The organism is Bacteroides faecichinchillae JCM 17102 (assembly GCF_000614145.1).
GTDB lineage: Bacteria > Bacteroidota > Bacteroidia > Bacteroidales > Bacteroidaceae > Bacteroides > Bacteroides faecichinchillae.
In genome coordinates this window covers 45599-72524 of the sequence record NZ_BAKK01000020.1, presented here as the reverse complement: position 1 = coordinate 72524, position 26926 = coordinate 45599, and the positions used below count along the sequence as shown (strand labels likewise).

At 38.7% G+C, this 26926-nt stretch carries 20 protein-coding genes and 4 pseudogenes; 9 read left to right on the top strand and 15 right to left on the bottom strand.

The window, feature by feature from the left end; all coding sequences use genetic code 11:
• Positions 1–822 precede the first annotated feature (822 nt).
• A complete protein-coding gene (locus tag JCM17102_RS27360) occupies positions 823–1299 on the top strand; it encodes a hypothetical protein (RefSeq protein ID WP_081800214.1) in 477 nt (158 codons plus the stop codon).
• Positions 1300–2022: 723 nt separating this feature from the next.
• Positions 2023–4119: a BT4734/BF3469 family protein gene (locus JCM17102_RS11575; RefSeq protein ID WP_025075234.1), complete on the top strand. Its 2097-nt coding sequence runs from the start codon at positions 2023–2025 to the stop codon at positions 4117–4119.
• Positions 4120–4238: 119 nt separating this feature from the next.
• On the opposite strand, the gene JCM17102_RS11570 is transcribed toward JCM17102_RS11575, so the two are convergent.
• The 6 genes and pseudogenes from JCM17102_RS11570 to rpoN form a co-directional block, all read right to left on the bottom strand.
• Positions 4239–4673 carry a DUF6078 family protein gene (locus JCM17102_RS11570; RefSeq protein WP_025075233.1) on the bottom strand — a complete coding sequence of 145 codons (435 nt, stop codon included), beginning with the start codon at positions 4671–4673 and terminating at the stop codon, positions 4239–4241.
• Positions 4674–4800: 127 nt separating this feature from the next.
• Positions 4801–6640 (bottom strand): annotated as a pseudogene (locus JCM17102_RS27355) (4-hydroxy-3-methylbut-2-en-1-yl diphosphate synthase).
• Entirely contained in the window at positions 6641–7150 is a 510-nt protein-coding gene (purE, locus tag JCM17102_RS11560; RefSeq protein ID WP_025075232.1) for a 5-(carboxyamino)imidazole ribonucleotide mutase, read from the bottom strand. It abuts the pseudogene before it with no gap.
• 50 nt (positions 7151–7200) lie between these two features.
• Positions 7201–7581: a glycine cleavage system protein GcvH gene (gene gcvH / locus JCM17102_RS11555; protein WP_025075231.1), complete on the bottom strand. Its 381-nt coding sequence runs from the start codon at positions 7579–7581 to the stop codon at positions 7201–7203.
• A 30-nt stretch (positions 7582–7611) separates the two neighbouring features.
• A complete protein-coding gene (locus JCM17102_RS11550; RefSeq protein WP_025075230.1) occupies positions 7612–8283 on the bottom strand; it encodes a phosphatase PAP2 family protein in 672 nt (223 codons plus the stop codon).
• Positions 8284–8311: 28 nt separating this feature from the next.
• The gene (gene rpoN, locus JCM17102_RS11545) at positions 8312–9796 is read right to left on the bottom strand and encodes an RNA polymerase factor sigma-54 (protein ID WP_025075229.1); all 1485 of its coding nucleotides are present in this window, start codon (positions 9794–9796) and stop codon (positions 8312–8314) included.
• Positions 9797–9933: 137 nt separating this feature from the next.
• Between rpoN and JCM17102_RS11540 the strand changes: the two genes are divergently transcribed.
• Positions 9934–11307: an aminopeptidase P family protein gene (locus JCM17102_RS11540; RefSeq protein WP_025075228.1), complete on the top strand. Its 1374-nt coding sequence runs from the start codon at positions 9934–9936 to the stop codon at positions 11305–11307.
• A 115-nt stretch (positions 11308–11422) separates the two neighbouring features.
• On the opposite strand, the gene JCM17102_RS11535 is transcribed toward JCM17102_RS11540, so the two are convergent.
• The 4 genes from JCM17102_RS11535 to JCM17102_RS11520 form a co-directional block, all read right to left on the bottom strand.
• Positions 11423–11629: a helix-turn-helix domain-containing protein gene (locus JCM17102_RS11535; RefSeq protein ID WP_025075227.1), complete on the bottom strand. Its 207-nt coding sequence runs from the start codon at positions 11627–11629 to the stop codon at positions 11423–11425.
• A gap of 11 nt (positions 11630–11640) precedes the next feature.
• Positions 11641–12102 (bottom strand): hypothetical protein, encoded by a 462-nt coding sequence (locus tag JCM17102_RS11530; RefSeq protein ID WP_025075226.1) that lies wholly within the window; start codon positions 12100–12102, stop codon positions 11641–11643.
• Between the two features lie 160 nt (positions 12103–12262).
• Complete coding sequence (locus JCM17102_RS11525) at positions 12263–13816, bottom strand: ATP-binding protein (RefSeq protein ID WP_025075225.1); 1554 nt, start codon at positions 13814–13816, stop codon at positions 12263–12265.
• A gap of 90 nt (positions 13817–13906) precedes the next feature.
• Entirely contained in the window at positions 13907–15580 is a 1674-nt protein-coding gene (locus tag JCM17102_RS11520) for a nucleoside kinase (RefSeq protein WP_025075224.1), read from the bottom strand.
• Between the two features lie 87 nt (positions 15581–15667).
• Between JCM17102_RS11520 and JCM17102_RS11515 the strand changes: the two genes are divergently transcribed.
• Positions 15668–17365 (top strand): Na/Pi cotransporter family protein, encoded by a 1698-nt coding sequence (locus JCM17102_RS11515; protein ID WP_025075223.1) that lies wholly within the window; start codon positions 15668–15670, stop codon positions 17363–17365.
• Positions 17366–17596: 231 nt separating this feature from the next.
• Here the strand turns inward: JCM17102_RS11515 and rd are convergent, their stop codons facing one another.
• Positions 17597–17761 carry a rubredoxin gene (gene rd / locus JCM17102_RS11510; protein WP_025075222.1) on the bottom strand — a complete coding sequence of 55 codons (165 nt, stop codon included), beginning with the start codon at positions 17759–17761 and terminating at the stop codon, positions 17597–17599.
• A 209-nt stretch (positions 17762–17970) separates the two neighbouring features.
• Between rd and JCM17102_RS27350 the strand changes: the two are divergent.
• The 5 genes and pseudogenes from JCM17102_RS27350 (at position 17971) to JCM17102_RS11485 (ending at position 24345) form a co-directional block, all read left to right on the top strand.
• Positions 17971–19145, top strand: a pseudogene (locus JCM17102_RS27350) (sensor histidine kinase).
• 91 nt (positions 19146–19236) lie between these two features.
• Positions 19237–21938, top strand: a pseudogene (locus tag JCM17102_RS27345) (calcium-translocating P-type ATPase, PMCA-type).
• Positions 21928–22554, top strand: coding sequence for an HAD family hydrolase (locus JCM17102_RS11495; protein ID WP_025075221.1), 627 nt, complete (start codon positions 21928–21930; stop codon positions 22552–22554). Before JCM17102_RS27345 ends, JCM17102_RS11495 begins: the two are co-directional and overlap by 11 nt.
• 10 nt (positions 22555–22564) lie before the next feature.
• Positions 22565–23509, top strand: a complete 945-nt coding sequence (locus JCM17102_RS11490; protein WP_025075220.1) for a bifunctional riboflavin kinase/FAD synthetase — start codon at positions 22565–22567, stop codon at positions 23507–23509.
• Between the two features lie 38 nt (positions 23510–23547).
• Positions 23548–24345 (top strand): CPBP family intramembrane glutamic endopeptidase, encoded by a 798-nt coding sequence (locus JCM17102_RS11485; RefSeq protein ID WP_025075219.1) that lies wholly within the window; start codon positions 23548–23550, stop codon positions 24343–24345.
• Between the two features lie 87 nt (positions 24346–24432).
• On the opposite strand, the gene JCM17102_RS11480 is transcribed toward JCM17102_RS11485, so the two are convergent.
• From JCM17102_RS11480 to JCM17102_RS11470, 4 genes and pseudogenes are all read right to left on the bottom strand, one after another.
• Entirely contained in the window at positions 24433–24858 is a 426-nt protein-coding gene (locus tag JCM17102_RS11480) for a SufE family protein (RefSeq protein ID WP_025075218.1), read from the bottom strand.
• A gap of 107 nt (positions 24859–24965) precedes the next feature.
• Positions 24966–25558, bottom strand: a pseudogene (locus JCM17102_RS32460) (M28 family peptidase).
• Complete coding sequence (locus tag JCM17102_RS32455) at positions 25483–25944, bottom strand: zinc-binding metallopeptidase family protein (protein WP_373278884.1); 462 nt, start codon at positions 25942–25944, stop codon at positions 25483–25485. The pseudogene JCM17102_RS32460 and the gene JCM17102_RS32455 overlap by 76 nt, the downstream one beginning before the upstream one ends.
• 71 nt (positions 25945–26015) lie before the next feature.
• Positions 26016–26924, bottom strand: coding sequence for a S66 peptidase family protein (locus JCM17102_RS11470; RefSeq protein WP_025075217.1), 909 nt, complete (start codon positions 26922–26924; stop codon positions 26016–26018).
• Between the last annotated feature and the right edge of the window lie 2 nt (positions 26925–26926).

Here is a 26926-nt window from a genome sequence, read left to right as displayed (position 1 = left end):
ATATGTTTGCGTCTAGCAAACACCCCTTTCTTTTATTTATACTAAAAAAGTATTGAATGGCACAAACATACTAACTATATTCCGCAAAATAATAAATAAGTTAGTGTATTGACATCGTTTAACTAACTAATACAATCCTAAAGAATAAACAATAAGTATAATAAGATGAAAAGTTATAAAACAAGCACTTACATAAGGAAATAGCAAAGAGAAAATAGCTAACCGTTCAATAACTTCCTATATATTTATAATAAAGAATAAAAAAAGTACTAACACATCCATTATTTATCTCATAACCAGTACACAAATAAAATAATAATCATTACTGTATAAAGTACAACAATAACAAAATGCAGTTCAACAACACCGTTATTCAACATATAATATTTGAATTCCTTTTATTAAAAGGAGTAAACAATTGATTTACGCTCCCTTTTCGTATAGATTTTAGAAAAAATACTTATCTTTGCATATACCTTTTTCCCATATCAGCGCGACGTGAGCATAAGAGAAAGGAGTTTTTATAATTATTGGAATATAAACGTATTACTTCTCAGTATAGAAAGTTGGCCCTTTAAAAACAGCGAGAAGTGATACAACAGATATTCCATGCCAATTGTTATATAGCATTCCTATACATAAAATCGGCATGGACGTCTGTTGTTTATCACTATTGCTGGAAGGTAAGGCCAACACCTCTATACAAATAGTGAAACGGCAACAGCGCCTGTGCCTCTTTCTTTTTCCAGTCTCCCCATTTTTTGAGAGAACACACAGACACCTAGTCGTATTTAAAAAGACAATCAAAATAATAAAAACGATATGGATGACCTAGAAAAAACGTTGGAGCTTAAAAGAACTAATCTTAAAAAACTAATCCAAAATGCGGATAAAGCTATCCGACGCGAGATGCTCAAATACGAAGAAGCAGAATTATACATTCGTTTACAGAGTGAATGTTTCAATTTATATCCGGTGGTAGTAAAAGCGTTATCATTACAGATCACTAACGATAGAAAGCGTGAAGTCTTTTGTTCGATCCTGAACGGACATAAATTAAAAGATGTTGCAGCCGCCCATGGTATGAGCCCCGAACAAGCCGGACAGGAGTTCAATCGGGCTGTATGGAATTTGAATAAAAAGGTAAATAATGGAGCCTTCACCGCGAAAGAGTCTGTCAATATTCAACTGTTACATGAACGGAATATGCTAAAAAACAAGGTTCTGGATTATGATAGACAATACCACCAACTAGAGTTGGAAAACAAGAAATTATCTGATCAAGTAAATATATCTTAAAAGAGAAAAAGAGGTATACAAAGTACAAATTGGAAATAATGCATGAAACAGAACAGGTGGTACAGGAACAGGCAACAAAGAAACATATAGAAAAACAGGAAAGCCCTAAACACACATCCATCATCATGCGATGCGTGCAGTGGTTGAAGAAAGTATATTTCCAACTATAAGAAGTTTCCAGCAAGAATAAAAGCACATACAGATTTCAATAAACCTACTACTTACATATAAGTTTGTAAAATACAAAACATCTTGCATCTGCAACAATATCTACTTATTTATCTAGTAGATAACATATTACAGCGTTGCAGATGCTGTTGCAGATAGGTGCAAGATACTATTATCCTACACACCTATTAATTTCAAAAGAATTCACCACATAAATGGAGCATAACAACACACAAAACAGTGTGTTCGTACGCTTGAAACAATGTGTTTACCTATTTGTAATAAGGTGTTCTCGCTATATAACAAAGTGTTCTTAATACTTAAAACAGAATGTTCAAACTATCAAAACAGGATGTTTTATCAGTATAAAACAAAGTGTTCAAAGGATTGAAACAAAGTGTTCAACGAATTGATAAGAGCTGTAACAATTGTCAGGCCTTAATAACCTGATGAAAGAAACAAAAGAAAAGCAGGAAATAACAAATAAAACCTTACTTTTTATTGTCAGACCGAGCAAGTATAGCTACCTTTATAGGATATTTAAAATAAACAATAATGAAAGTCACACAATTAAGAGATAAGGATAAAACGACTGCAGTAACTACCCTGGATATAGAAACATGGATAGAAAAGACACTAACTGAGACAAAGCCACAACCGGTATCTACATTCAGAGAAATGTTACGATATGCCCTGCCCGATACACGTTGTTACGATGCAGATAAGTTACCCAAGATTCTTCCCGCTGCAGAATTCCGTAGGACAAAAGCCGGAAAACAGTTGAAAAATTATAATGGAATAGTAGAAATAACAGTAGGTCCGCTAGCAGGCAAATCAGAAATCACACTAGTAAAGCAACAGGCTTGGCAACAGCCACAAACCTATTGTGTTTTCACCGGTTCCAGCGGAAAGACAGTGAAAATCTGGACACGGTTCACCCGACCGGATCAGTCGCTTCCACAGAAAAAGGAAGAAGCAGAAGTATTCCACGCACATGCCTATCGGCTTGCCGTAAAATGTTATCAGCCTCAACTCCCCTTCAACATATTACCGAAAGAGCCGACGCTGGAACAATTTTCACGATTATCTTACGACCCGGAACTATTGTACAGACCAGACGCTGTACCTTTTTATTTATCTCAACCGACAAGAATGCCCGAAGAAATGTCCTATCAGGAAACACTACATTCCGAAAAGTCACCATTAACACGAGCCGTACCCGGTTATGATACCGAAAATACAGTATTTATGCTTTTCGAAGCAGCATTGAGAAAAACACGGGAAGAAATCCATGAAGCAGAAAACAACGGTGCACTTCCTAGAGAAGAAGACTTCCAAGCATTAGTGACACAACTCGCCATCAACTGTTTTCATTCGGGAATTCCGGAAGAAGAAACAGTGAAACGTACCATTTTCCACTTTTACTTGCGCCGTCAGGAAACGTTGATTCGCCAATTAATAAGAAACATATATGATAACTATAATGGTTTCGGTAAACAAAACGGACTGAAAAAAGAACAATTGTTAGCGCTACAAACAGAGGAGTTTATGAAAAGACGCTACGACTTTCGTTATAACACACAGATAGGCGAAGTAGAATATCGTGAACGGAACTCATTCCGCTTTCATTTCAATCCAATTGACAAACGAGCACTGAACAGCATTGCCTTAGATGCACAAAGCGAAGGTATTCCACTATGGGACAGAGACATCAGCCGATATATCTACTCCAACCGAGTACCGGTTTTCAACCCGTTAGAAGATTTTCTTTATCATCTACCAACATGGGATCGCAAAGACCGTATCCGGGAAATGGCACAAACAGTACCCTGCCAGAACCAGTATTGGGTAGAATTGTTCCACCGCTGGTTTCTGAGCATGGTAATTCATTGGCGTGGAACCGATAAAAAATATGCGAACAATGTATCTCCTTTATTGGTCGGGGCTCAAGGTACGCGTAAATCTACATTTTGCCGGAGTATTATTCCACCTGCCATACGAGCCTATTATACAGACAGCATCGACTTTTCACGAAAAAGAGATGCAGAGTTATCTCTCAATCGCTTTGCGTTGATTAATATTGACGAATTTGATCAAATCAGCGATACACAACAGGGATTTTTGAAACATATTCTCCAAAAACCAGTAGTAAATATGCGTAAACCTTACGGAACTGCAGTATTAGAGATGCGCCGCTATGCTTCATTCATTGCCACAAGCAATCAAAAGGATTTGCTGACCGATCCGTCAGGGAGCCGCCGTTTTATCTGTATCGAAGTAACGGAGACAATAGATACCAGTCATGCCATCGATTACGAACAGCTTTACGCACAAGCGATGTATGAACTGGATCATGGCGAACGTTACTGGTTCGACCAAAACGAAGAGCGGATCATGACCGAAAATAACCGTGAGTTTGAGCAACAGTCGCTCGAAGAACAATTGTTTTATCGTTATTTCCGCCCTGCCCCGGAAGAAAAAGAGGGTGAATGGTTATCACCGGCAGAAATTCTGGAGGAAGTCAAAGGAAACAGTGCTATCCCATTGTCCAACAAGCGGGTAAGCATATTCGGGAGAGTACTCCACAAACATGAAATACCTAGCAAACGCTCCCGGCGCGGAACTCTTTATCACGTTACAAGGATTGCATAAAAAAAACAGATGTGTGTAAGATAAAGGATCTTGCACACATCTGCAACACGTATCTTGCACACCATTTACTAACTAATAATCAACCTATTAACAGCATATCAGTGTAAGATGGCAGATAATTACCATTCAAATTCTTCTGTGTAGGAGTCAAATATAGGTTGATCAGTTATTCCTTTCTGACGGAAAATACGTTGTATATATTCCTGCTGTTCCGGAGCAATAAATTTCTCCTTACGATAGAAACGATAATACACTCCTCGTCCGAAATGATTGAGCATCATACGTTTAAGGGAGTCCGCATCTTTATGAGGTACATTATCCAACAAATGCTTGATTCCCCAAGCCACACGTATCTTCCGTATCGGGTGGAAGGAAGGGCAGGAATTCGCATCTTCCGGAATACAGTTCGGATTAACCACCGACAACGTAGGATACTGGTTGGTACTATGCATCGCTACCAAATGATGCAAACATTTCTCTCCTTTCGGACAGTGGGTGTTGAAGCAATGGGTATATCCATAGGGCACTGCTTGATAGTTAAATTCATCTTCCATAATTACTTTTTCTTTAAATATATCTATTTCATTACAGCCTTTTAGGCACATATATCAATAAAAAAAAGACAGGAATTACCATAAGCATACTTAAGGCAATTCCTGTCTTAACAATAAAATATTCTAATTAAAGTTCCATCTCTTTGCGATCATTCCGGATAAATTCCAATAACCGCTCTACAGCCTCTTCTTCCGGAATATTTTTTCTACACATACTTTTCCTTTATAAAGCTGATTTTACCACGACCTGCGCCTACATAACCATAATCAGCGTCGGCCATTTCACCGGGACCATTCACGATACATCCCATAATACCGATCTTCAAACCTTTCAGATGAGAGGTAGCTGCCTTAATACGTGCAATCGTCTTTTCCAAATCATAAAGTGTACGACCGCAACCAGGACAAGAAATATATTCCGTCTTAGAAGTGCGGGTACGCCCAGCTTGCAAAATACCAAAAGCAGTTGCATCAATCACAGCATGGCTCAAACTACCCTGATTAAACAAAAATATCCCGTCGCAAAGCCCATCAAAGATCAAAGCTCCCATATCCACTGCCGATTTAACCTGCAGATCTTCCGCATTATTTTCCGCATAATGCTGGAAGAATACAACCGGATTCTGCAAATCTTCTGTCATCAACTGATGTACCAATGCACGATGCTCACCTAATCGGTTCAGATGATTACTTTGAGAAACAATAACGACTTCCGGATGAACTTTCAGGCAAGCAATCACTTCATCCGTCTGCGCCATGTAAGGCATAAACAAGAATTTCAGTTCAGCATTGCATGTTCCCATGAATGGCAATTGTTCATGATTGAATGCCGGCCACGTCCCGGCTTCACCGTTCCAGACATCAGCATCAAGGATATATTCCACGCCCACTTCACGTTGTTCAGGTAAGGACCTTCCCGCATAAATATAATCAGGAGTAAACTGAGGATTTACCTCTGTCTTCCCGTCCATACGGTCGGCAATAACCACCGGTAAATGTTCTCCTCCAATATTACGAACGGCACGTGTTTTCCGACGCGAAGGAGACAAGTAATTAAATCCCGGTGCTTCTGCCCCCGGAACATAGGGATGATTCTGCCTCAACAGTACATAATCCACCAATTTACGGGCAACAGGAATTTCCGCTTCGGGTGCTTCACTCAAAGATACACGTATAGTATCCCCCAATCCATCACTTAACAGTGCACCGATTCCTAATGCGGATTTAATACGTCCGTCCTCTCCATCTCCAGCTTCCGTCACGCCAAGATGTAATGGGAAAAACATTCCTTCCTGTTCCATTACGGCAACAAGTAATCTGACTGTCTTCACCATTACGACCGTATTGGAAGCTTTGATCGAAATCACTACATCCGTAAATTGTTCCTCCACGCAAATACGCAAAAACTCCATACAGGATTCTACCATCCCCTCAGGAGTGTCTCCATAACGCGACATGATGCGGTCTGATAAGGAACCATGATTCACTCCGATACGAATAGCGGTATGATTTTCTTTACAGATATTCAAGAACGGCACAAACCGGTCGCGTATCTTTTGTATCTCCTGCGCGTACTCTTCATCGGTATATTCCAGTTTTTTAAAAGTACGGGCTGCATCTACATAGTTACCCGGATTGATACGTACCTTCTCCGCATATAAGGCAGCTACATCGGCTACTCTCGGATTGAAATGAACATCAGCTACCAACGGGACCATATATCCCTGACTTCTCAAGCCAATATTGATATTCATCAGATTCTCAGCTTCTTTGATACCTTGCGTAGTCAGGCGGACATACTCACCGCCGGCATCAACAATTCTTTTAGCTTGTTCCACACAAGCCTCCGTATCCATCGTAGATGTATTTGTCATCGACTGGATACGAATAGAATTGGGACCGCCCAAAGGAACGGCCCCAATATTTACTTCAGATGTTTCCCTTCGGGAGTAATTGAATAAATCCATTTAATTGGTTTTATATTCGTACTTAACTTCCTTCAATTCCTCGTTTGCTTTTACAATCTTCTTCTTTAACCCTTCTTTGTAAGAAGCAAACGCTTTTGCCAATTCCTCATTACTCAACGCAAGCATCTGAATAGCCAGAATAGCGGCATTCATAGCCCCATTAATAGCTACCGTAGCCACAGGAATTCCAGGAGGCATTTGGATGATTGAATAAAGCGCATCTACACCATCAAGTACAGATCCTTTAACAGGCACTCCGATCACCGGCAATGTAGTGTTTGCCGCTATTACACCGGGAAGAGCGGCAGCCATTCCTGCAGCAGCAATAATCACTTTTACGCCACGAGTACGGGCATTTTTCGCAAATTCTTCCACTGCTTCCGGAGTACGGTGAGCGGAAAGAGCGTTCATTTCGAACGGTACATGCATATCATTGAGCAGTTGTGCAGCCTTCTCCATAACAGGAAGGTCGGACGTACTACCCATGATGATACTTACAATTGGATTCATATTATATACTAGTTACAAATTGTTATCAATGCGCTATAGTTGCAAGGAGTTTATCCGTTCACAACTGCTTTATATGCTTCTGCATCCAACAAATTTTCCACATCTTTCAGTTCAACCGGTTTCATCTTAATCAGCCAGCCTTCACCATAAGGATCTTTATTCACCAGTTCTGGATTTTCTTCCAGTGCTTCATTCTGTTCGAGCACTTCGCCTTCCACCGGCAAGAAAAGATCGGAAATAGTCTTCACTACCTCAATCGTACCAAAAGATTCGCCTGCTTCAAGCGATTCTCCTACAGTAGGAATATCAACAAATACAATGTCTCCTAATTGGTCTTGAGCATAGTCTGTTATACCTACGTAAGCAATATCTCCCTCTACACGAATCCACTCATGTTCGTTCGTATACCTCAAATTCTGTGGAAAATTCATAATAATTAGTTTTTTAGGATTTATACTGTTTTAAAATAATAAGATTCGGAATAATAAATTATACACCGGATGAAGAATCACAAAGGCGCATAGAAAACCTATAATAAAGCCGAAAAGCACCTCACCCAAAGAATGGTGTCCCAACACAATACGTGCAGAGCCCAGTATTCCTGCTATCAGAATAAACAAACATAACCATGCCACCGGATTATAACCGAAAAGAGCACTAAAAGATATCAATCCTGCGATAATCCCACCCATTCCTGCCATGTGTTCACTCAACTTCCATTTTATGTTTACAATAATGCAAATCACAGATACAACTAGAGAAGCAAGTATTATGCCTGTCATATACCAAGGTATATTCAACCGTCGCATCATCAACAGACAGAATACATACGAAATGATCGTTAACAGAATAGGTATATACCTTTTCTTACGTTCACTTAATTCCTGACTGGCAAAACCGTTGATCTTGCGAAACAGAAAAATAGTAATAGTAGGCGTCAATATGGTAAAGCAATAAACAACACCCAGCACAATCAATTTGTACTGTAATGGCATAATGCGCAAATAAGAAAACAGAAATAATACCAGAAATGACAGAAACGGTATGGAAAACGGGGTAAACACCATTGAAGTAATGCGTGCTACCCGCAACATAGTCTTATCTGCTATGATATGTTCTTTCTCTTTATCCATCATCTCTAACTTTATTTTGATTTATGAGTTATTTTCTAAGTCGCGCTACAGGTATATTCAATTGCTGACGATATTTAGCTACCGTCCGGCGAGCTATGGGATATCCTTTTTCTTTTAGTATATCCGCCAGTTCATCATCTGTCAGCGGTTTCTTCTTGTCTTCACCGTCAATACATTCTTTCAGAATCTTACGGATTTCACGAACTGACATTTCCTCTCCGTCTTCTGTTGTATAACCATCACTAAAGAAGAACTTCAGCGGATAGATACCGAAATTGGTCTGCGCATATTTACTGTTGCTCACACGAGAGATAGTCGAAATATCCAACCCTGTTCTTTCAGCAACATCTTTCAGGATCATCGGTTTCAACAATGACTCATCACCTTCGAGAAAGAAAGAACGCTGCAGATCAATGATCGCCTGCATGGTAGTCATCAATGTATTCTGACGCTGTTTTATGGCATCAATAAATCCCTGTGCCGCATCCATCTTCTGTTTAAGAAACATCATGGCTTCTTTGGATTCCTTAGATTGATTCGCTCTGTTTTTGGTATGTTCTTCCACCATTTCAGTAAAATCACGACTCATACGAAGTTCAGGAACATTCCGGTTATTCAGACTAAGATTAATCGTCCCGTCATCGTATGTTTCCACGATAAAGTCCGGAACAATTTGTTGCAAGTTTCTTCCGATAGTCTCTCCCAACGAAGCACCCGGACGTGGATTCAGCTTAGTAATCTCTGAAATTGCTTCTTTAAATTCATCCTCATCCACATCCAACTTCTTTATCATCTTTTCCCAATGTTTCCGGGTAAACTCCTCGTAGCAATCCTCAATTATGCGTTCTTCCAGTTCCAACAGCGGATCAGAGTTCTTATCCTCCTCTTTTTTACGTCGGATCTGTATCAATAAGCATTCCTGAAGCGAACGGGCACCGATACCAGCCGGATCAAAGTCTTGCAAGATGCACAATGCTTCTTCCAGTTCCTCTTCAGTAGATTCGATACCGGCATAGATAGCTAATTCGTCACCTATACTTTCCAAAGATTTACGCAACAAACCGTCATCGTCCAGCGAACCGATCAGATACTCAACCAGTTCACACTGATGTTCGGTCAGGTTACGTTCACGCAACTGTTCTTTCAGAATTTCATAAAAAGAAGTGGAATCGGAAAACGGGATATCTTCCGCCTGTTCATCTCTCGAACGGTTGTTCTCCTGAAGTTTATAGTCGGGAATATCATCTTCGGTCAGATAATCGCTCAAAGAATCGTAATCGTTAGTTTCATTATCCATTCCATCTTCCGAAGAATCGCCATCGGCATAATCGTCCGTAGCAGTCTCTTCTTTACCCTCTTCAAGTGCTGGATTTTCCAATAGCTCAGCATGGATACGGTCCTCCAGTTCTACTGCGGGAAGTTCCAACAATTTCACGACCAGAATCTGCTGGGGCGAGAGCGTTTGTATCTGCTGTTGCGCCTGCGATTGTATTTGACGGGAACCTTGTGCCATATTTATTTTTGCTTTCTACTGTTTATCGCTACAAAAGTAACTTTTTAACTACAGATTACACAGATTACAGGGATTATTTTTAATCCTATAACACAAAATTCCTTATCTTTGTTGCACGAACTTAAAATTAGGACAGTATGTTTGCCAAAGAAACCTATATGCAGCGCAGAGCCCTGCTGAAAAAGAAATTAGGCTCCGGAGTATTATTATTTATAGGTAACGATGAATGTGGGCTGAATTATGAAGACAACACTTTCCGCTATCGTCAGGATTCAACTTTTCTTTATTATTTCGGGCTATCGTGTGCCGGTCTTTCGGCTATCATTGACATCGACAATGATAAAGAAATCATATTTGGTGATGAATTATCTATTGATGCTATTGTGTGGATGGGATCACAACCTACTCTACATGAAAAATGTGAACGGGTTGGGATTAAAGAAATAATGCCATCCGCTGAAATTGCAAACTACCTAGACAAATGTGTGCAAAAAGGAAAAATAATTCACTATTTACCCCCTTACCGTCCCGAACATAAGTTGAAATTGATGGATTGGTTAGGTATTCCTCCTGCATCTCAGGAAGGTTCTATCCCTTTTATTCGTGCCGTAATCGCTCAACGTAGTTATAAATCGGAAGAAGAAATCGTAGAAATAGAAAAGGCTTGTGATGTTACCGCAGATATGCACATTACCGCCATGAAAGTGCTCCGTCCAGGAATGTATGAATATGAAGTAGTAGCAGAAATGAATCGGGTTGCGGAAGCAAACAACTGCGAACTTTCTTTTGCAACAATTGCTACGATCAATGGTCAGACTTTACATAATCATTACCATGGCAATAAAGTTAAACCGGGTGATTTATTCTTGATCGATGCCGGTGCGGAAGTGGAATCGGGATATGCCGGGGATATGTCATCTACCATCCCTGCCGACAAGAAATTCACAGCCCGTCAGCGTGAAATCTATGAGATTCAAAATGCCATGCATCTGGAGTCAGTAAAAGCTCTTCGTCCGGGCATTCCATATATGGATGTATATGAATTGTCCGCACATGTTATGGTAGACGGAATGAAAACACTCGGATTAATGAAAGGTAATACGAATGATGCGGTCCATGAAGGAGCTCACGCATTGTTTTATCCCCACGGATTGGGACACATGATGGGACTGGATGTTCATGATATGGAAAATCTGGGAGAACTTTGGGTAGGTTATAACGGACAACCCAAGAGTACACAATTCGGTCGCAAGTCACAACGTTTGGCCATTCCACTAGAACCAGGATTTGTGCATACCGTTGAACCGGGTATTTACTTTATTCCCGAATTGATTGATATGTGGAAGGCAGAAAGGAAGTTTACCGACTTCATCAATTATGATAAAGTAGAAACTTACAAAGATTTTGGTGGTATTCGCAACGAGGAAGATTATCTGATTACAGAAACCGGCGCACGTCGTCTGGGCAAAAAGATTCCTTTAACACCGGAAGAAGTGGAGACATTGAGATAAAAAACAAGAATTACCATGTAAAAGCGATTAAAAAGTATTTCCCGCTATAAGAAATACTCTTTAATCGCTTTTTACATGATAGGCTCATTCTGCCGAAAACAATTACCTTGCCCAATTATTCAGGTCGATATTCCAATATATCTCCCGGCTGACAATTTAACTCTTCACAAATAGACTCTAAAGTAGAAAAGCGTATTGCCTTAGCTTTTCCTGTCTTCAAAATAGACAAATTCGCAAGAGTCAGATCTATTCTTTCCGCTAACTCGCTAAGCGAAATTTTCCGCTTTGCCATCATCACATCCAAATTTACTATAATAGGCATAGCATCATCAATTAAACAGTTAAATCATTCTCTTCCTTAATATTTACAGCTTTTCTTATGATACTTCCAAGGAATATCATTAAGAAACCAATTACATAAATTAATAACCAATCCTGATAAACTGTATATGTCTGTATTGTTACCGCTTCAATAGTATGATCGAACAGACGCCCACGAATTAACATACATAAAATAATAATTATACCGCAACTTGTTACAATTCCAGCCGTCTTTTTAGTCAATAAATTACGGCTGTCGATACGGAAAATCTGTATGCAAATAAAAAGCAAACATACGATATTACAAACTAATATTCCTACTGATGCATAATTTACTGTACTGTTATGCAATTCTTTAAAAATCCCGATACTGTAAACAAGACATTGCAGAATAGTTAAAGCAGCAATGAATACTACGATTCCAACTCCGGCATACTTACTTTTTAATCCTTTGAATTTTAATTTTATTCCCATAATCGTTTATCTTTAAGATTCCTTTTCTACCAGCAAAAATACATATTTCTGGTAATATTCAAAAGAAAAACGATAATTATTTATCGAAATACGATAAATATCAAAGTACTTTGAAACTTTTGAAATAGTCCCTATACCATTAATCAGTTTTATTTTTCAATCAAACATGTAATTCCAATACAAACCGACTTCCTTTGGTGTAGGTAGTATCCAGTGTCAGACTTCCATTCATTTTAGTAGCAAGCAGAGAACAGATTGGCAATCCCAGCCCGTCACCTTGTGTCAGATCCTTTATTTCAGCAAAAGGTTTAAAGAGATTCTCCTTCAGTTCTTCAGGAATTCCACAACCAGTATCAGTCACTATAAACTGATGTGTATGTGCTCCCCTTTTCTTGAAATCAAGTATTATTTTACCTTCGGAAGTATAGTAAGCAGCATTTTTCAACAAATGAATTAAAATTCGTTCTAACTGTTCAGGATTCGTTTTTATTTGCAATTTGGCAGCATTCACTACTGAAGTAACTCCCGGTTGCAATAATCCTGAAATCTTTGCCATAACCGCTTCACTAAATGTACAGACATTGACTTCACGCAACTCATATATTTCTGTCAGCGAGTTTTCCAAAGAGGAGAGTTCCTGTATATCATCACTGAATTTCTTCAATGAAGCTACCTGCAATTGCATTTGTTGTCCCTCCTGCAATGCTTTTTCAGAGATACGCCCAGCCGAAGTTTCCAACGTATCCAAAGCCGGTGCCATCTGTGCCGAGATATTGGTAATAAACTGCGTCTTTAATTCATTATGCTCATTGGCAACCTTTATACTTTTCTTTAATTTCTTATTGTTAACGACACAACGAAGCCAAATAACAGCAAGCAGGATCAAGCCAGCAATAAGTACAGCGGCAAATATACCAAGTCCTATTATTATATATTGTTTCACAGCTAAAGAGTCATCCTTCTCTGTAATAATATTCAAACTTTCCTCGTTCTTTCTTTTAAGAACATTAAGTTCATCCTGTGCAGTCAATGCTTTAACCGAGTCTGTCCACAATATAAAATTCTCGTAAGTACGACAAGCCAATGCAGTATTATTTGATTTCTTGGAGATTTCTATCAAATTCCGATAACACTCGTTTACTTTCTCGTAATTCTTCTTTTCTTTATATTGACTGATAAGCTTTCGGAAACATGCATCTCCCTGAGCATTAAGTCCAAATGTATAATAGTACTCAGCCTGAATGTACAGAAGTTCCTCACTCAAAGAATCAGTTTTTGCCAAACCGGCTATTTCATCCAACTTAGCCAATTGCTCCTTAGCTTGTGCAGTAGCTTTCAGTTTGATATACATTTTCAACCTTTCTTTGGTGACTAGAAATTGTAAGTCATAAAAAGGTTTATGTAACTTTTCTGCACCAGTCGCAATCAACTGATTCATATCCCGACAAAGCTCAAATGCTTCCTTATAATAGTTCTCCCGAACATAGAGCTCAGCAGTTTGAATCCCGCATTGAACGGCTTTTTCATAATTTCCACGAGAAGAAAATGCAGAATATGCTTGTTTAAAAAGATAGCGTGCCTTGACATATTCTTTTTGTTCAAGACTACTTTGTCCCATTTTCATCAATTCCGTCGCTCTGTCAGAGACTTCTTCTGCTTTAGTTATTGTACTGATACTAAAAATAATAACCCAAAATAAAGACCATATTTTCATAAATCATAGTATTTGTTTCTACTGCAAAGGTAAAAAATAATCCTAAATAATATACCTTTTGCTAATTCATTTGAGAACATTTTTCTTTACCTAATATTTAAAACTACTTCCTCCCAAGAATTCCCGAAGTAGCGATGTCGGTGGAATTTCTTTATCCTGCACCGGAACAAAATACTTAATGAACTTCAGCAAGCGATATGCCTCGCAATATTCCGGGCAATTACGGGGTACACCCGTCAAAATAGGTTCAGCATGCAAACGTAACACTGCAAACTCAAATAGTAAAGCGGAATTAAACATTACATCTGCATTTTCCTGATAAGGAAATATCCATTTATCTTCTCCGGCACGTACACTAGGCCAGCGAGAAATTGTCTCACGAGCAGAATAGCCCCGATAATTAAAGTCACGAATAATACGGCGCAACAATCGGTTATCTGTGGTAGGAATCCAGTTGTGATCATCCAATGAGATGGTAGTCAAAGCAGATACATATATCTTAAATTTCTTCTCATTGGGTATATGAGGAGTCAGTTCCGGGTTCAAAGCATGAATTCCTTCTAAAATCAAAATTGTATTTTCTTCAATTCTCAGTTTATCGCCTTTGAATTCTTTCTTACCAAGTGCAAAGTTAAAACGAGGTAATTCCACTTCCTCTCCACGAAGCAAAGCTTGCAACTGCCGATTAAACAGATCCAAATCGAGCGCATACAAAGATTCATAATCATAATTCCCATGTTCATCCAACGGAGTATCTTCTCGGTCTACAAAGTAATTATCCAATGAAATCGGAAACGGTTTCAACCCATTTGTCATCAATTGTATCGAAAGTCGCTTACTAAAGGTGGTTTTTCCGGAAGAAGAAGGACCGGAAATCAACACAAGTTTCACCCTGTTTCCATTCTCTCCCCGATGAAAAATCGTATCGGCTATCTGAGCTATTTTCTTTTCTTGCAAAGCCTCTGCCACATTAATCAAATCCGTAGCATGCCCCACTTCGCATGCAAGATTAAAATCACCGGCATTGTTAAGTCCCATGATATAACTCCAATTGAGATGTTCCTTAAATACCTCCAACATTTTTTCCTGTTTAACCACGTCTTCCAATACTTCCGGATTCTCTTTACTCGGAATACGCAAAAGTAACCCATCGTAATATTTCACAATATCGAATAGTTTCAGATAACCGGTACTTGGCAAAAGGTTTCCGTAATAGTAATCTACTGTATCGCCTAATGTATAATAGTAGGTATAAATAGAACCGGATGTTTCGAGTAATCGCACTTTATCATTCATTCCCCGTTCACTGAATACGCGTACAGCCTCAGCCGTATGGCACTCAACCCGGTGATAAGAGATGTTTTCCTCTACAATTTCCTGCATCCTCCTTTTGATGCGCGTTACGTCCTCCAGTTCAATAGGGCGACCGATACGCAAATTACAGAAATAGCCTTTAGACACCGGATGTTCTACATACAGTTTCCCTTGCGGAAATAGCTCTGTAACGGCTTTATACAGGACAAAGCATAAGGATCGGACATACGTACGCATACCCGACTGATCACGTACATCGAGAAACTCTACGTCTTTATTATTATAAACTCTGAAGTTAAGTCCTTCGGAACGATTGTTCACTTTGGCACTAACTACCTGATAAGGAAAATTAAGATTAAAACCGTAATAAATATCCAAGAGTGAGCTTCCGATAGGGAATTCTTTATAAATATTATTATTTTTGCAACATATTTGTAACATCTGTTTCATCGTTGTTCGTTTAAAGGTGAATATGTGGGACTAAATATACATTATATTAATCAGATAGAGAACAAACAACTACTAAAATTATTATAGATGGAATATTCTTTTTATGATTTTTTAAAGCTCATAGGTTCATTAGGACTCTTCCTATACGGAATGAAAATAATGAGTGAGGGCTTGCAAAAAGTCGCGGGTGACAGGCTACGAAGTATTCTGACGGCAATGACCACCAACCGGGTAACGGGAGTATTAACAGGAGTGTTAATCACAGCCCTTATCCAATCTTCATCAGCAACGACGGTCATGGTCGTGAGTTTCGTTAATGCCGGATTACTGACTCTGGCTGAATCTATCAGCGTAATTATGGGAGCCAATATCGGTACTACAGTTACTGCTTGGATTATCTCTATTTTTGGATTTAAAGTTGATATGGCTGCTTTCGCCCTTCCTCTTCTGGCCATCGCCTTGCCACTTATCTTCTCGGGCAAGAGCAACCGTAAATCCATAGGTGAATTCATTTTCGGTTTTTCTTTTCTTTTCATGGGGCTTTCTTATCTGAAAGCAAATGCACCCGACTTAAACTCCAACCCGGAAATGCTCGCTTTTGTACAGAACTACACAGACATGGGATTCTTCTCTGTTTTACTGTTCTTATTCATCGGTACTATTCTGACCATGATCGTGCAAGCCTCAGCGGCTACCATGGCAATTACTTTAATTATGTGTGCCAACGGTTGGATCAGCCTCGAACTGGGAGCAGCACTAGTATTAGGTGAAAATATCGGAACTACGATCACGGCCAATCTTGCTGCATTAACAGCCAACACACAGGCTAAGCGAGCAGCATTGGCCCATTTTGTTTTTAATGTGTTTGGCGTCATCTGGGTGTTGATTATCTTCCATCCTTTTATGCAGTTCGTAAACTGGGTTGTAGATACATTCTTTCAGACAAGTAATCCTGAAGTGGCTATATCTTATAAATTATCCGCTTTCCATTCCATCTTCAATATCTGTAATGTATTTATATTGATTTGGGCTGTAAAATTCATAGAACGCACCGTATGTGCTTTAATACATCTGAAAGATGAAGACGAAGAGCCACGTCTCCGGTTTATCACAGGTGGTATGCTTTCTACGGCAGAACTCTCTATTCTCCAAGCACGTAAGGAGATTCATCTGTTTGCTGAACGTACTCATCGTATGTTTGGAATGGTTCAAGATCTGCTACATACCGAAAAAGATGACGACTTCAATAAGTTATTCAGTAGAGTAGAGAAATACGAAAATATCAGTGACAACATGGAGTTAGAAATAGCCAATTATCTGAATCAAGTTTCCGAAGGACGGTTAAGCTCTGAAAGTAAGTTGCAGATTCGCGCCATGCTACGTGAAGTTACTGAAATTGAAAGTATTGGTGATAGTTGTTACAATCTGGCACGTACCATCAACCGGAAACGTCAAACCAACCAAGACTTTACGGAAAAACAATATGAGCATATTCATTTTATGATGAAACTAACAAGCGATGCTCTTTCACAAATGATTGTAGTGGTAGAAAAACCGGAACATCAAAGCATTGATATCAATAAATCTTTTAATATTGAGAATGAAATTAATAACTACCGCAACCAACTGAAAAATCAGAATATTCTGGATGTAAACAACAAAGAATATGATTATCAAATGGGAGTTTACTACATGGATATTATTGCCGAATGTGAAAAGCTCGGTGACTATGTGGTTAATGTGGTGGAAGCGAGTAGTGATGTGAAAGAGAAAAAAATCCCTTAATTTAATAATGGAATAATGAATTTCTCATTTTACATAAAAACAGGGTGTCCGTTTCCGAACACCCTGTTTTTATATATACATTTATAAATAAGCGCATTGTTTTTTTAGCAAAGACTTTTATTGAAAGGACAAGCAGCAAAATAATATTCAAAACTACTTGATAAAAATGGTCGGATATGTTATCCATACATACCCGACCAATTCAATTCACAGAATCTTTATTTCTCTCTTTTATTCTTCATACGGTTCGAAATCTTCTTTACCTACTCCGCAAAGAGGACATACCCAATCATCTGGAATATCTTCAAACGCTGTACCTGGATCAATTCCACCATCCGGATCGCCTTGTTCAGGATCATAAATGTAGTCGCAAACCGTGCAAATGTATTTTCTCATACTGTTCGTTTTTTATTGGTTTTCTATATAATATAACACAAATATAAGCAAATTGTTCAGATTCCTTTTTTTATAAAAAGGAAAAAGGTATCTTTGTAATCACATCCCGAACAAAATACATCATGCACACAACATTGCTATTTATCTTCATTGCCATATGTCTCGTCCTGCTAAGCATTCTCTTGTGGGAACGAAGAAAACGCCTTTACATGCAGCAGCAATTACTCCAAGACGCCAAAGAGTTGAGGCATACCCACCATATTACGAACGCTATATTAAGAAATGTACATGCTTTTATTTTATTGATAGATAATGATTTTAAAGTACAAGAAACCAATTATTACCAACTAACAGGAGTATTGGAAAGTCTGGACAGAAAAAGAGTCGGCGATTTATTGCAATGCCGCAACGCACTATCTGCCGTAGGAGCTGTGGTACACATGTTTATTGTGGTACTTGTCCAATACGCCACGCCATTCAAGAGGCTTTCGATCAGAAAAAGAGTTTTACCAATTTAGAAGCAACTTTAAATGTAGTTACATCGGATAGCGAAACTGTTGAATGTGATGCTATTATCTCCGGAGCATATCTTCTGTTTGACGAAAAAGAAAAAATGGTAATTACCGTACATGATGTCACTCATCAAAAACAAATAGAAAAAGCATTAGTACAAGCTAAAAATAAAGCCGAAAAAGCCGATATTTCAAAATCTGTATTTCTAGCAAACATGAGTCATGAAATACGTACTCCGCTAAATGCTATCATGGGATTTTCTGAAATTCTGGAAGCGACCAATAATGCAGAAGACAAGGCACAATATCAAAAAATAATCAAGACGAATGCCGAACTGCTATTACAACTAATCAACGATATTCTGGATATGTCGAAAATAGAAGCAGGAACTCTCGAATTCGTACATACCAAAGTGGATATCAATCAGTTAATTTCCGAGTTACAACAACTTTTCCAGATGAGAATAGCAGAAACCGGAGAAAACGTAAAGATATTGACAGAGACTCCTCTCCCCTCCTGTCTGATACAAACAGACCACAACCGCATCTCACAAGTACTCGCCAATTTCATGACCAATGCTATCAAATTTACAAAAGAAGGAAGTATCTGCATTGGCTACGAAGCCAAAGAAAACGAACTTTATTTCCATGTCACTGATACCGGAATTGGGATCTCGGCTGAAAAGTTACCGAATGTATTCGAACGCTTTGTAAAATTAAACAAGGATAAAAAGGGAACAGGGTTGGGACTTTCTATTGCTAAAACCATAATTTCAAAGTTAGACGGATCAATTGGTGTAGATTCAGTAGAAGGAGAAGGTTCTACTTTCTGGTTTACGATCCCCTATAGTTCATGCGGCAAACCACAGTGAACAATTGCAACTTCATAAAAAATTTTAATTAAACATCTTATCACAATTTAATATTGTATTTTTGCAATCCTAACTAAACGCATGTATCTGCATGAGTGCAATAAAAGATGATTCTAATCATTTAGGACTTACTGATAAGGAAGTCCTACAAAGCAGGGAAAAAAATGGTGTAAACCTGCTAACACCTCCTAAGCGTCCATCTCTTTGGAAACTTTATCTCGAAAAGTTTGAAGATCCTGTTGTACGCGTATTATTAATAGCCGCTGTATTTTCGCTGATTATTTCTATCATCGAAAATGAGTATGCCGAAACTATCGGAATTATTGCAGCAATTCTGCTTGCTACAGGTATCGGTTTCTTTTTCGAATACGATGCTAACAAAAAATTCGATCTGCTAAATGCCGTTAATGAAGAGACGTTAGTCAAAGTTATCCGAAACGGGCATGTTCAAGAAGTTCCTCGTAAAGATATTGTTGTGGGAGATATTGTAATTCTGGAAACAGGAGAGGAAATTCCTGCAGACGGGAAATTACTGGAAGCCATTTCTCTACAAGTTAACGAATCCAACCTTACCGGTGAGCCGGTAATCAATAAAACAGTTGTTGAAGCTGATTTTGATGAAGAAGCAACATATGCTTCTAATCTGGTTATGCGTGGAACAACAGTGGTGGACGGTCACGGAACAATGCGTGTTTTACATGTAGGAGATGCAACGGAGATTGGAAAAGTAGCCCGTCAAAGCACAGAACAGAATCTTGAACCAACTCCATTAAACATCCAACTAACCAAGCTTGCTAACCTAATCGGAAAGATCGGATTTACAGTTGCAGGATTGGCCTTCCTTATATTCTTTGTAAAAGATGTGTTGTTATATTATGATTTCAGTGCACTCAACGGTTGGCATGAATGGCTTCCTGTTTTGGAACGGACACTGAAATACTTTATGATGGCAGTTACCTTAATCGTTGTAGCTGTTCCGGAAGGTCTGCCTATGAGTGTTACATTAAGTCTGGCGCTGAATATGCGTCGTATGCTTTCCACTAATAACCTGGTGAGAAAGATGCACGCTTGTGAGACAATGGGTGCAATTACAGTCATTTGTACAGACAAAACCGGTACTTTGACTCAAAACCAGATGCAAGTATATGAGCCAAACTTTTATGGAATCAAAAATAATAGTCAGTTATCTGATGACGATATCAGTACTCTTATTGTAGAAGGAATTAGTGCAAACTCAACTGCTTTCCTTGAAGAAACTACAAATGGCGAAAAGCTAAAGGAGTAGGAAATCCAACTGAGGTTGCTTTATTATTATGGCTCAATAGCCAAGGAAAAAATTATTTGGAGCTCAGAGAGAAGGTACATATACTTGACCAATTAACGTTCTCTACAGAACGCAAATTCATGGCTACACTTGTTGAATCACCGATTATCGGAAAGAAAATACTCTATATCAAAGGAGCTCCCGAAATCGTTCTCGGCAAATGCAAAGAAGTTATATTGGACGGACGTAGGGTAGATGCAGTAGAATATCGCTCTACGGTAGAAGCACAGTTACTGAACTATCAGAACATGGCAATGCGTACTCTCGGTTTTGCTTTCAAAATAGTAGGAGAAAATGAGCCGAATGACTGCACAGAGCTTGTCTCTGCCAATGACTTAAACTTTTTAGGTGTAGTTGCCATTTCAGACCCTATACGTCCGGATGTACCTGCTGCCGTAGCTAAATGCCAATCAGCCGGTATCGGTATTAAGATTGTCACCGGAGACACTCCGGGAACTGCAACAGAGATTGCACGCCAAATCGGACTATGGAATCCTGAAAAAGACACTGAATGGAATCGGATAACAGGTGCTGCCTTTGCTGAATTAAGTGATGAAGAGGCATTGAAACGTATCATGGACCTCAAAATCATGTCACGTGCACGTCCTACGGACAAACAACGCCTGGTGCAGTTGCTTCAACAAAAAGGAGCAGTAGTTGCCGTAACAGGAGATGGTACGAATGACGCACCTGCCTTGAATCATGCTCAAGTGGGATTGTCAATGGGTACAGGAACTTCCGTAGCCAAAGAAGCAAGTGATATCACACTGCTTGATGACTCGTTCAATAGCATTGGAACTGCTGTTATGTGGGGACGTTCACTCTATAAAAATATCCAACGGTTCATCGTATTCCAGTTGACAATTAACTTTGTTGCTTTGTTAATTGTACTGCTAGGCTCCATCATCGGTACAGAACTACCCCTAACCGTTACACAAATGTTATGGGTAAATCTTATTATGGATACCTTTGCCGCTTTAGCTTTAGCGTCTATTCCTCCCAGCGAGACTGTAATGCAGGATAAACCTCGGCGTAGCAGTGATTTTATCATCACGAAAGCAATGAAGCATAATATATTAGGTGTAGGTTCTGTCTTCCTCATCATATTGCTTGGAATGATCTATTATTTCGATCATACTCCTCAAGGTATGAATGCACAAAATCTCACTATCTTTTTCACTTTTTTTGTCATGCTTCAATTTTGGAATCTCTTCAATGCCCGTGTATTCGGTACTACCGATTCTGCTTTCAAAGGGATTTCCAAATCGTATGGTATGGAGTTAATTATTTTAGCCATTTTAGCCGGTCAGTTCCTCATTGTACAATTCGGAGGAGCAGTATTCCGTACAACACCGCTCGACTGGCAAACCTGGCTTTGTATTATAAGCGTTTCGTCCATGGTGTTATGGGTTGGAGAACTTATCCGCCTTGTTCAACGTATTACTCACAAAAAGAAAAATGAGAAGTAAAGGAATCAAAAATCTCCTTATCGATCTTGGTGGAGTACTTATAAATCTAGACCGCCAACGTTGTATTGACAATTTTAAAAAATTAGGATGTGAACATGTCGATTCTCTACTGAATTTCTATCATCAACAGGGAATCTTCATGCAACATGAAAAAGGAATGATTACTTCTGCTGAATTTCGCAATGGGGTTCGCGAAATGATGAGGAAAGCGCTCAGTGATCAGCAAATTGATACTGCCTGGAATAGCTTTCTTGTGGATATACCGACCTATAAGCTTGAACTCTTATTGAAACTTCGCGAGAAATATGTAGTCTACTTGCTCAGTAATACGAATGCTATCCATTGGAAATGGGTTTGTGAGAATGCTTTCCCCTACCGCACATTCAAAGTAGAAGACTACTTCGAAAAGGCTTATCTCTCTTTTGAAATGAAAATGATCAAACCCGAAATGGAGATTTTTAAAGCTGTCATCGAAGACGCAGATATTGACCCTAAAGAAACTTTCTTCATCGACGACTCTGATATAAACTGTAAAATAGCTCAGGAATTGGGAATTTCGACCTATACTCCAAAAGCCGGTGAAGATTGGAGCCATTTATTCAATAAAAAAAGGTAATTTTGTAACTATGCAGATTATACGTGATACAGACGCTATAATTCCTGAGCCATGTGTAGCCACCATCGGTTTTTTTGATGGAGTACATATCGGACATCGCTATTTGATTCAACAAGTGAAAGAGATAGCGGCAATCAAAGGTTTGCGTTCTGCCTTAGTTACTTTTCCCGTTCATCCTCGTAAGGTGATGCATTCGGATTATCGTCTGGAATTACTAACAACTCCGGATGAAAAAATCAATTTGTTAGCCGATACCGGAGTAGACTATTGCCTGATGCTTGATTTCACTCCAGAGATTTCCAGTTTGACAGCCTTGAAGTTTATGGAACGATTATTGAAAGAACGATTTCAGGTAAAATGTCTGGTTATAGGCTACGATCATCGTTTTGGACATAATCGAAGTGAAGGATTCGAAGATTATGTAAGTTATGGCCAATCTATTGGTATTGAAGTAGTTCGTGCTATTGCATATACGGATGATATAGAAACTAATGATGCCCAAAAGATAACAGTAAGTTCTTCACTTATTCGGAAACTGCTTCATCAAGGGGATGTCGATCTAGCTGCCCGTTGTCTGGGATATGAATATTTTCTGGATGGTACAGTCGTAGGCGGTTATCAGGTAGGACGGAAAATAGGATTTCCGACAGCTAATTTAAGTGTTGATAATCCCGATAAATTAATTCCTGCAGACGGGGTATATGCTGTTTGGGTGACTTTTGATGGGAAAACTTATATGGGAATGTTGAACATTGGAGTACGTCCTACTATCGATAATGGTTCTAACCGGACTATTGAAGTAAACATCCTACATTTCCACTCGGATATTTACGATAAATTCATAAGGCTTACTTTTGTAAAAAGAACACGTCCCGAATTAAAATTCGACAGTATTGAAGAGTTAATTGAAGAACTCCATAAAGATGCCAAGGAAGTAGAAGCTATATTAAGCTAAATACTGTCTATATTCATAGACTAAAGAATATAACAAATATGAGAACTGCAATCAAACTAATTTTATTATACCTCGTTATTGCACAGATTGTCGCTCCAATTTTAGTGATGATTCCTTGTGTAATTTATCAGATAATAACCACTGGAAGTTTAAATAATGAAGCATTGATGAACATGATTATAATTCCAGCACAATTAACTGGACAACTCATGATGCTTATATATTTATGGAAAGCCGGCTATATCAGCAAACAAAAAACAACCTGGTCACTGGTATCCGGTTCTTATCTGCTTCTTAGTGTGCTGGCAATTCTTTCCTGTACTTTTGTAGTATCCGCTATCACCGACTTAATGAAATGGATTCCTAATATCATGGAATTCCCCTTCGAGATTCTCCAATCTAACTGGATTGGAATACTTGTCATATCACTTATTGGCCCTATATTTGAAGAATTACTATTTCGTGGAGCAATCACCAAGGCCCTACTGCAACAGTATAATCCAACAAAAGCCATTCTTCTTTCAGCATTTCTATTTGGCATAATTCATATCAATCCGGCTCAGATACTTCCCGCATTCTTAATCGGAATACTATTAACATGGATTTATTATAAAACAGCAAGTCTGATTCCTTGTATTCTTATACATGTTCTCAATAATTCAATGTCTCTTTATCTGAGCGCAAAATTTCCTGAAGCTAAATATATAGACGAAATTATCACTGGAGCTCCTTATCTGATTACTTGTATTGTATCATTGCTTGTACTGACAGGAGTTATCCTATTGATGAATCGGACAACTGTTGGTTATCCATGGAATGAAACGAATATAAACTAACCTATTGTACTCCATTATATTATAAAAAGTAGATTAAGATAAAAAAACTTAATCTACTTTTTTATTGGTTAACTAAATATCATTAGGTTATCTTCCCTCCTTTGCCTTGAACGCCAAAGCATACATGCGTATCTGTTTCACCATCGAAAGCAAACCATTGCTTCGTGTAGGCGACAAATGTTCTTTCAAACCAATCTTATCAATAAAATAAAGATCAGCTTTTAGAATTTCATCGGCTGTATGTCCGGACAGAACTTTAATAAGTAAAGCAATTATTCCTTTTACGATCAGCGCATCACTTTCTGCCTTAAAGACAATCTTACCATCCACGTCATCTGCCTGAAGCCACACACGACTCTGACAACCTTCGATTAGATTCTGTTCTGTTTTATATTTCTCATCAAGCGGTTCCTGCTCGTTTCCCAAGTCGATCAACAGTTGATAGCGGTCCATCCAATCATCGAAGTCACTGAATTCAGCAATAACTTCGTCCTGCAATTCATTTATTGACATATAAAATAATTATTTAAATTGGCAATATAACAATACACTAATAGCCTCGCATACATACTTACATAAAAGTAATCAGGTACATTAGCGAATTGGTACTGATAAATTATTTATTTCTCATTGTAGATTACTTCCAATACTGTTTGTCCTACAGCTTTCAAAGTATTCTTATCAATATGATCCATATTATCATTGATCGTATGCCAGGTCGGAGTAAAACCTCCTTCCGGATCAGAAGCAATGATATCAATTGTCTTAATACGTGCAAGTTCGTTTATAAACAAATGATCATCCGTAACAGCTCCTCCATTTTCATCAATGAACATTTTCCCATACCCCAGTTTCTTAGCGGCTTTCCATACCTTTTTATTAATATCCGGCGCATATTGCTCAGAGTGAGATTCTTTTAAAAACATTGTATTTTCACCTCCAACCATATCAAGTAAAATACCAAAACGAGCATTATATTTTTCTACATGTGGATTACGAGCCAATATTGAGCACCCAAACACCATGATTCCTCTTTACCTCCACTTGCCCCATAATCTTCTGCATCCAGAAAGATAATATCAATGCCTAACTCCGGTTGTTGCTGATTAATCAATCGGGCAATCTCCAACAAAACTCCTACTCCACTTGCTCCATCATTTGCACCCAGAATAGGAGTATGATGATTTTTCTTATCCGGATCATTATCAGCCATGGGCGGGTATCCCAATGTGCAAACAAAGCAATTCTTTTTTTATTTTCAGGTTTATAAGAGCCTATGATATTCCTCGCTTTCAGTAAAGTCCCGTCATAAGCAATCAAATCGGCATATTGATTGGTTACTCTTGCGCCAAATGTCTCTAATTGTTTAGCCAGATAATTACCACATGCTACATGTTCTTTAGAATTGGGTACTCGGGGACCAAAATCAACTTGACTTTTCACATACAAATACGCACTATCCGCATCAAACTGAGGTACATTCACCACCCCTACACTCTCTACATTGTTTGTACTTCCAGCTTTGCTATTTCCCCCACAAGAAAAAGCGGAGAATAACAAGAAAGTACTACCCAATAATATCATAGCTTTCTTTTTCATTGTCATCTTTTTATGTTAAGACTTCAAAATTAGTCATTTTCATCACAGTATCGTTCAAATGGAATAGATTATTAACAAATAAACTTTAGTTCCACATTTTTCTTACCAACTGTAAACTCGACTTTTGCTCCGTTGATTAGTGGTAAATTATGAGTGACATGGCCTACAGGAAAGTTAAAACAAACCGGATAATCGTATTCTTTCACCAAATCTGCCAAAGCAGCATACAGCTCTTTACCTAACGAATGATCCTCATCATATTCGGTAAACTGTCCGACAATCAATCCTGACAGTTTCTCCAGCACACCTCCCAACTTCAGATTATACATCATGCGTTCAATAGCATGGGGACGCTCACTGACATCTTCGATAAACAGCACAGTACCTTCTGCAGGAATATCATAAGGAGTACCTCGCAAACCATATGCTACTGCCATGTTTCCTCCGCGCAAGATTCCTTGCACACTTCCCTGTTTATTCAACTTATGTTTTTCACAAGTATATTCGGGCAGATTTCCGAATAAAATATCTTTCAGATAACCGGCACAAAGATCACCCTCCGGCTCTACTGTGAGATGGCGAGCCATCAATGAATGCAACGAAGCATATCCATTTTTCTGGAAAAGATTATGCAAAGCGGTAATATCACTGAATCCGAGTAACCATTTAGGATGTTCTCTAAATCCGGTAAAGTCAATTTTATCAATTAAATGTACCACTCCATATCCTCCCCGACTACAAAGGATTGCTTTTACTTTCGGATCATCCATCGCATCTTGAAGGTCTTTCAAACGTTGTTTAATCGTTCCGGCAAAGCGTCCGGAAGAACCTCCGGCATGTTTTCCCATAGCAACTTTCAGTCCCCACAACTCTAAACGTTTCTTCGCTCCTTTTAGAAATTGACTATCAATTTTACTGGAAGGAGAAATAATCACCACTTTATCACCTCGTTGCAGAAAGGAAGGGAATTGAATATCCATAT

Bases quoted from the DNA above. Each gene is read 5' to 3' on its own strand.
- JCM17102_RS11520 (WP_025075224.1), bottom strand. From the start codon at position 15,580: ATGAAACAGATGTTACAAATATGTTGCAAAAATAATAATATTTATAAA.
- gcvH (WP_025075231.1), bottom strand. From the start codon at position 7,581: ATGAATTTTCCACAGAATTTGAGGTATACGAACGAACATGAGTGGATT.
- JCM17102_RS11495 (WP_025075221.1), top strand. From the start codon at position 21,928: ATGAGAAGTAAAGGAATCAAAAATCTCCTTATCGATCTTGGTGGAGTA.
- JCM17102_RS11540 (WP_025075228.1), top strand. From the start codon at position 9,934: ATGTTTGCCAAAGAAACCTATATGCAGCGCAGAGCCCTGCTGAAAAAG.
- JCM17102_RS11525 (WP_025075225.1), bottom strand. From the start codon at position 13,816: ATGAAAATATGGTCTTTATTTTGGGTTATTATTTTTAGTATCAGTACA.
- JCM17102_RS11535 (WP_025075227.1), bottom strand. From the start codon at position 11,629: ATGCCTATTATAGTAAATTTGGATGTGATGATGGCAAAGCGGAAAATT.
- JCM17102_RS11570 (WP_025075233.1), bottom strand. From the start codon at position 4,673: ATGGAAGATGAATTTAACTATCAAGCAGTGCCCTATGGATATACCCAT.
- rd (WP_025075222.1), bottom strand. From the start codon at position 17,761: ATGAGAAAATACATTTGCACGGTTTGCGACTACATTTATGATCCTGAA.
- JCM17102_RS11530 (WP_025075226.1), bottom strand. From the start codon at position 12,102: ATGGGAATAAAATTAAAATTCAAAGGATTAAAAAGTAAGTATGCCGGA.
- rpoN (WP_025075229.1), bottom strand. From the start codon at position 9,796: ATGGCACAAGGTTCCCGTCAAATACAATCGCAGGCGCAACAGCAGATA.
- JCM17102_RS27360 (WP_081800214.1), top strand. From the start codon at position 823: ATGGATGACCTAGAAAAAACGTTGGAGCTTAAAAGAACTAATCTTAAA.
- JCM17102_RS11480 (WP_025075218.1), bottom strand. From the start codon at position 24,858: ATGTCAATAAATGAATTGCAGGACGAAGTTATTGCTGAATTCAGTGAC.
- JCM17102_RS11470 (WP_025075217.1), bottom strand. From the start codon at position 26,924: ATGGATATTCAATTCCCTTCCTTTCTGCAACGAGGTGATAAAGTGGTG.
- JCM17102_RS32455 (WP_373278884.1), bottom strand. From the start codon at position 25,944: ATGAAAAAGAAAGCTATGATATTATTGGGTAGTACTTTCTTGTTATTC.
- JCM17102_RS11575 (WP_025075234.1), top strand. From the start codon at position 2,023: ATGAAAGTCACACAATTAAGAGATAAGGATAAAACGACTGCAGTAACT.
- JCM17102_RS11550 (WP_025075230.1), bottom strand. From the start codon at position 8,283: ATGGATAAAGAGAAAGAACATATCATAGCAGATAAGACTATGTTGCGG.
- JCM17102_RS11490 (WP_025075220.1), top strand. From the start codon at position 22,565: ATGCAGATTATACGTGATACAGACGCTATAATTCCTGAGCCATGTGTA.
- JCM17102_RS11515 (WP_025075223.1), top strand. From the start codon at position 15,668: ATGGAATATTCTTTTTATGATTTTTTAAAGCTCATAGGTTCATTAGGA.
- purE (WP_025075232.1), bottom strand. From the start codon at position 7,150: ATGAATCCAATTGTAAGTATCATCATGGGTAGTACGTCCGACCTTCCT.
- JCM17102_RS11485 (WP_025075219.1), top strand. From the start codon at position 23,548: ATGAGAACTGCAATCAAACTAATTTTATTATACCTCGTTATTGCACAG.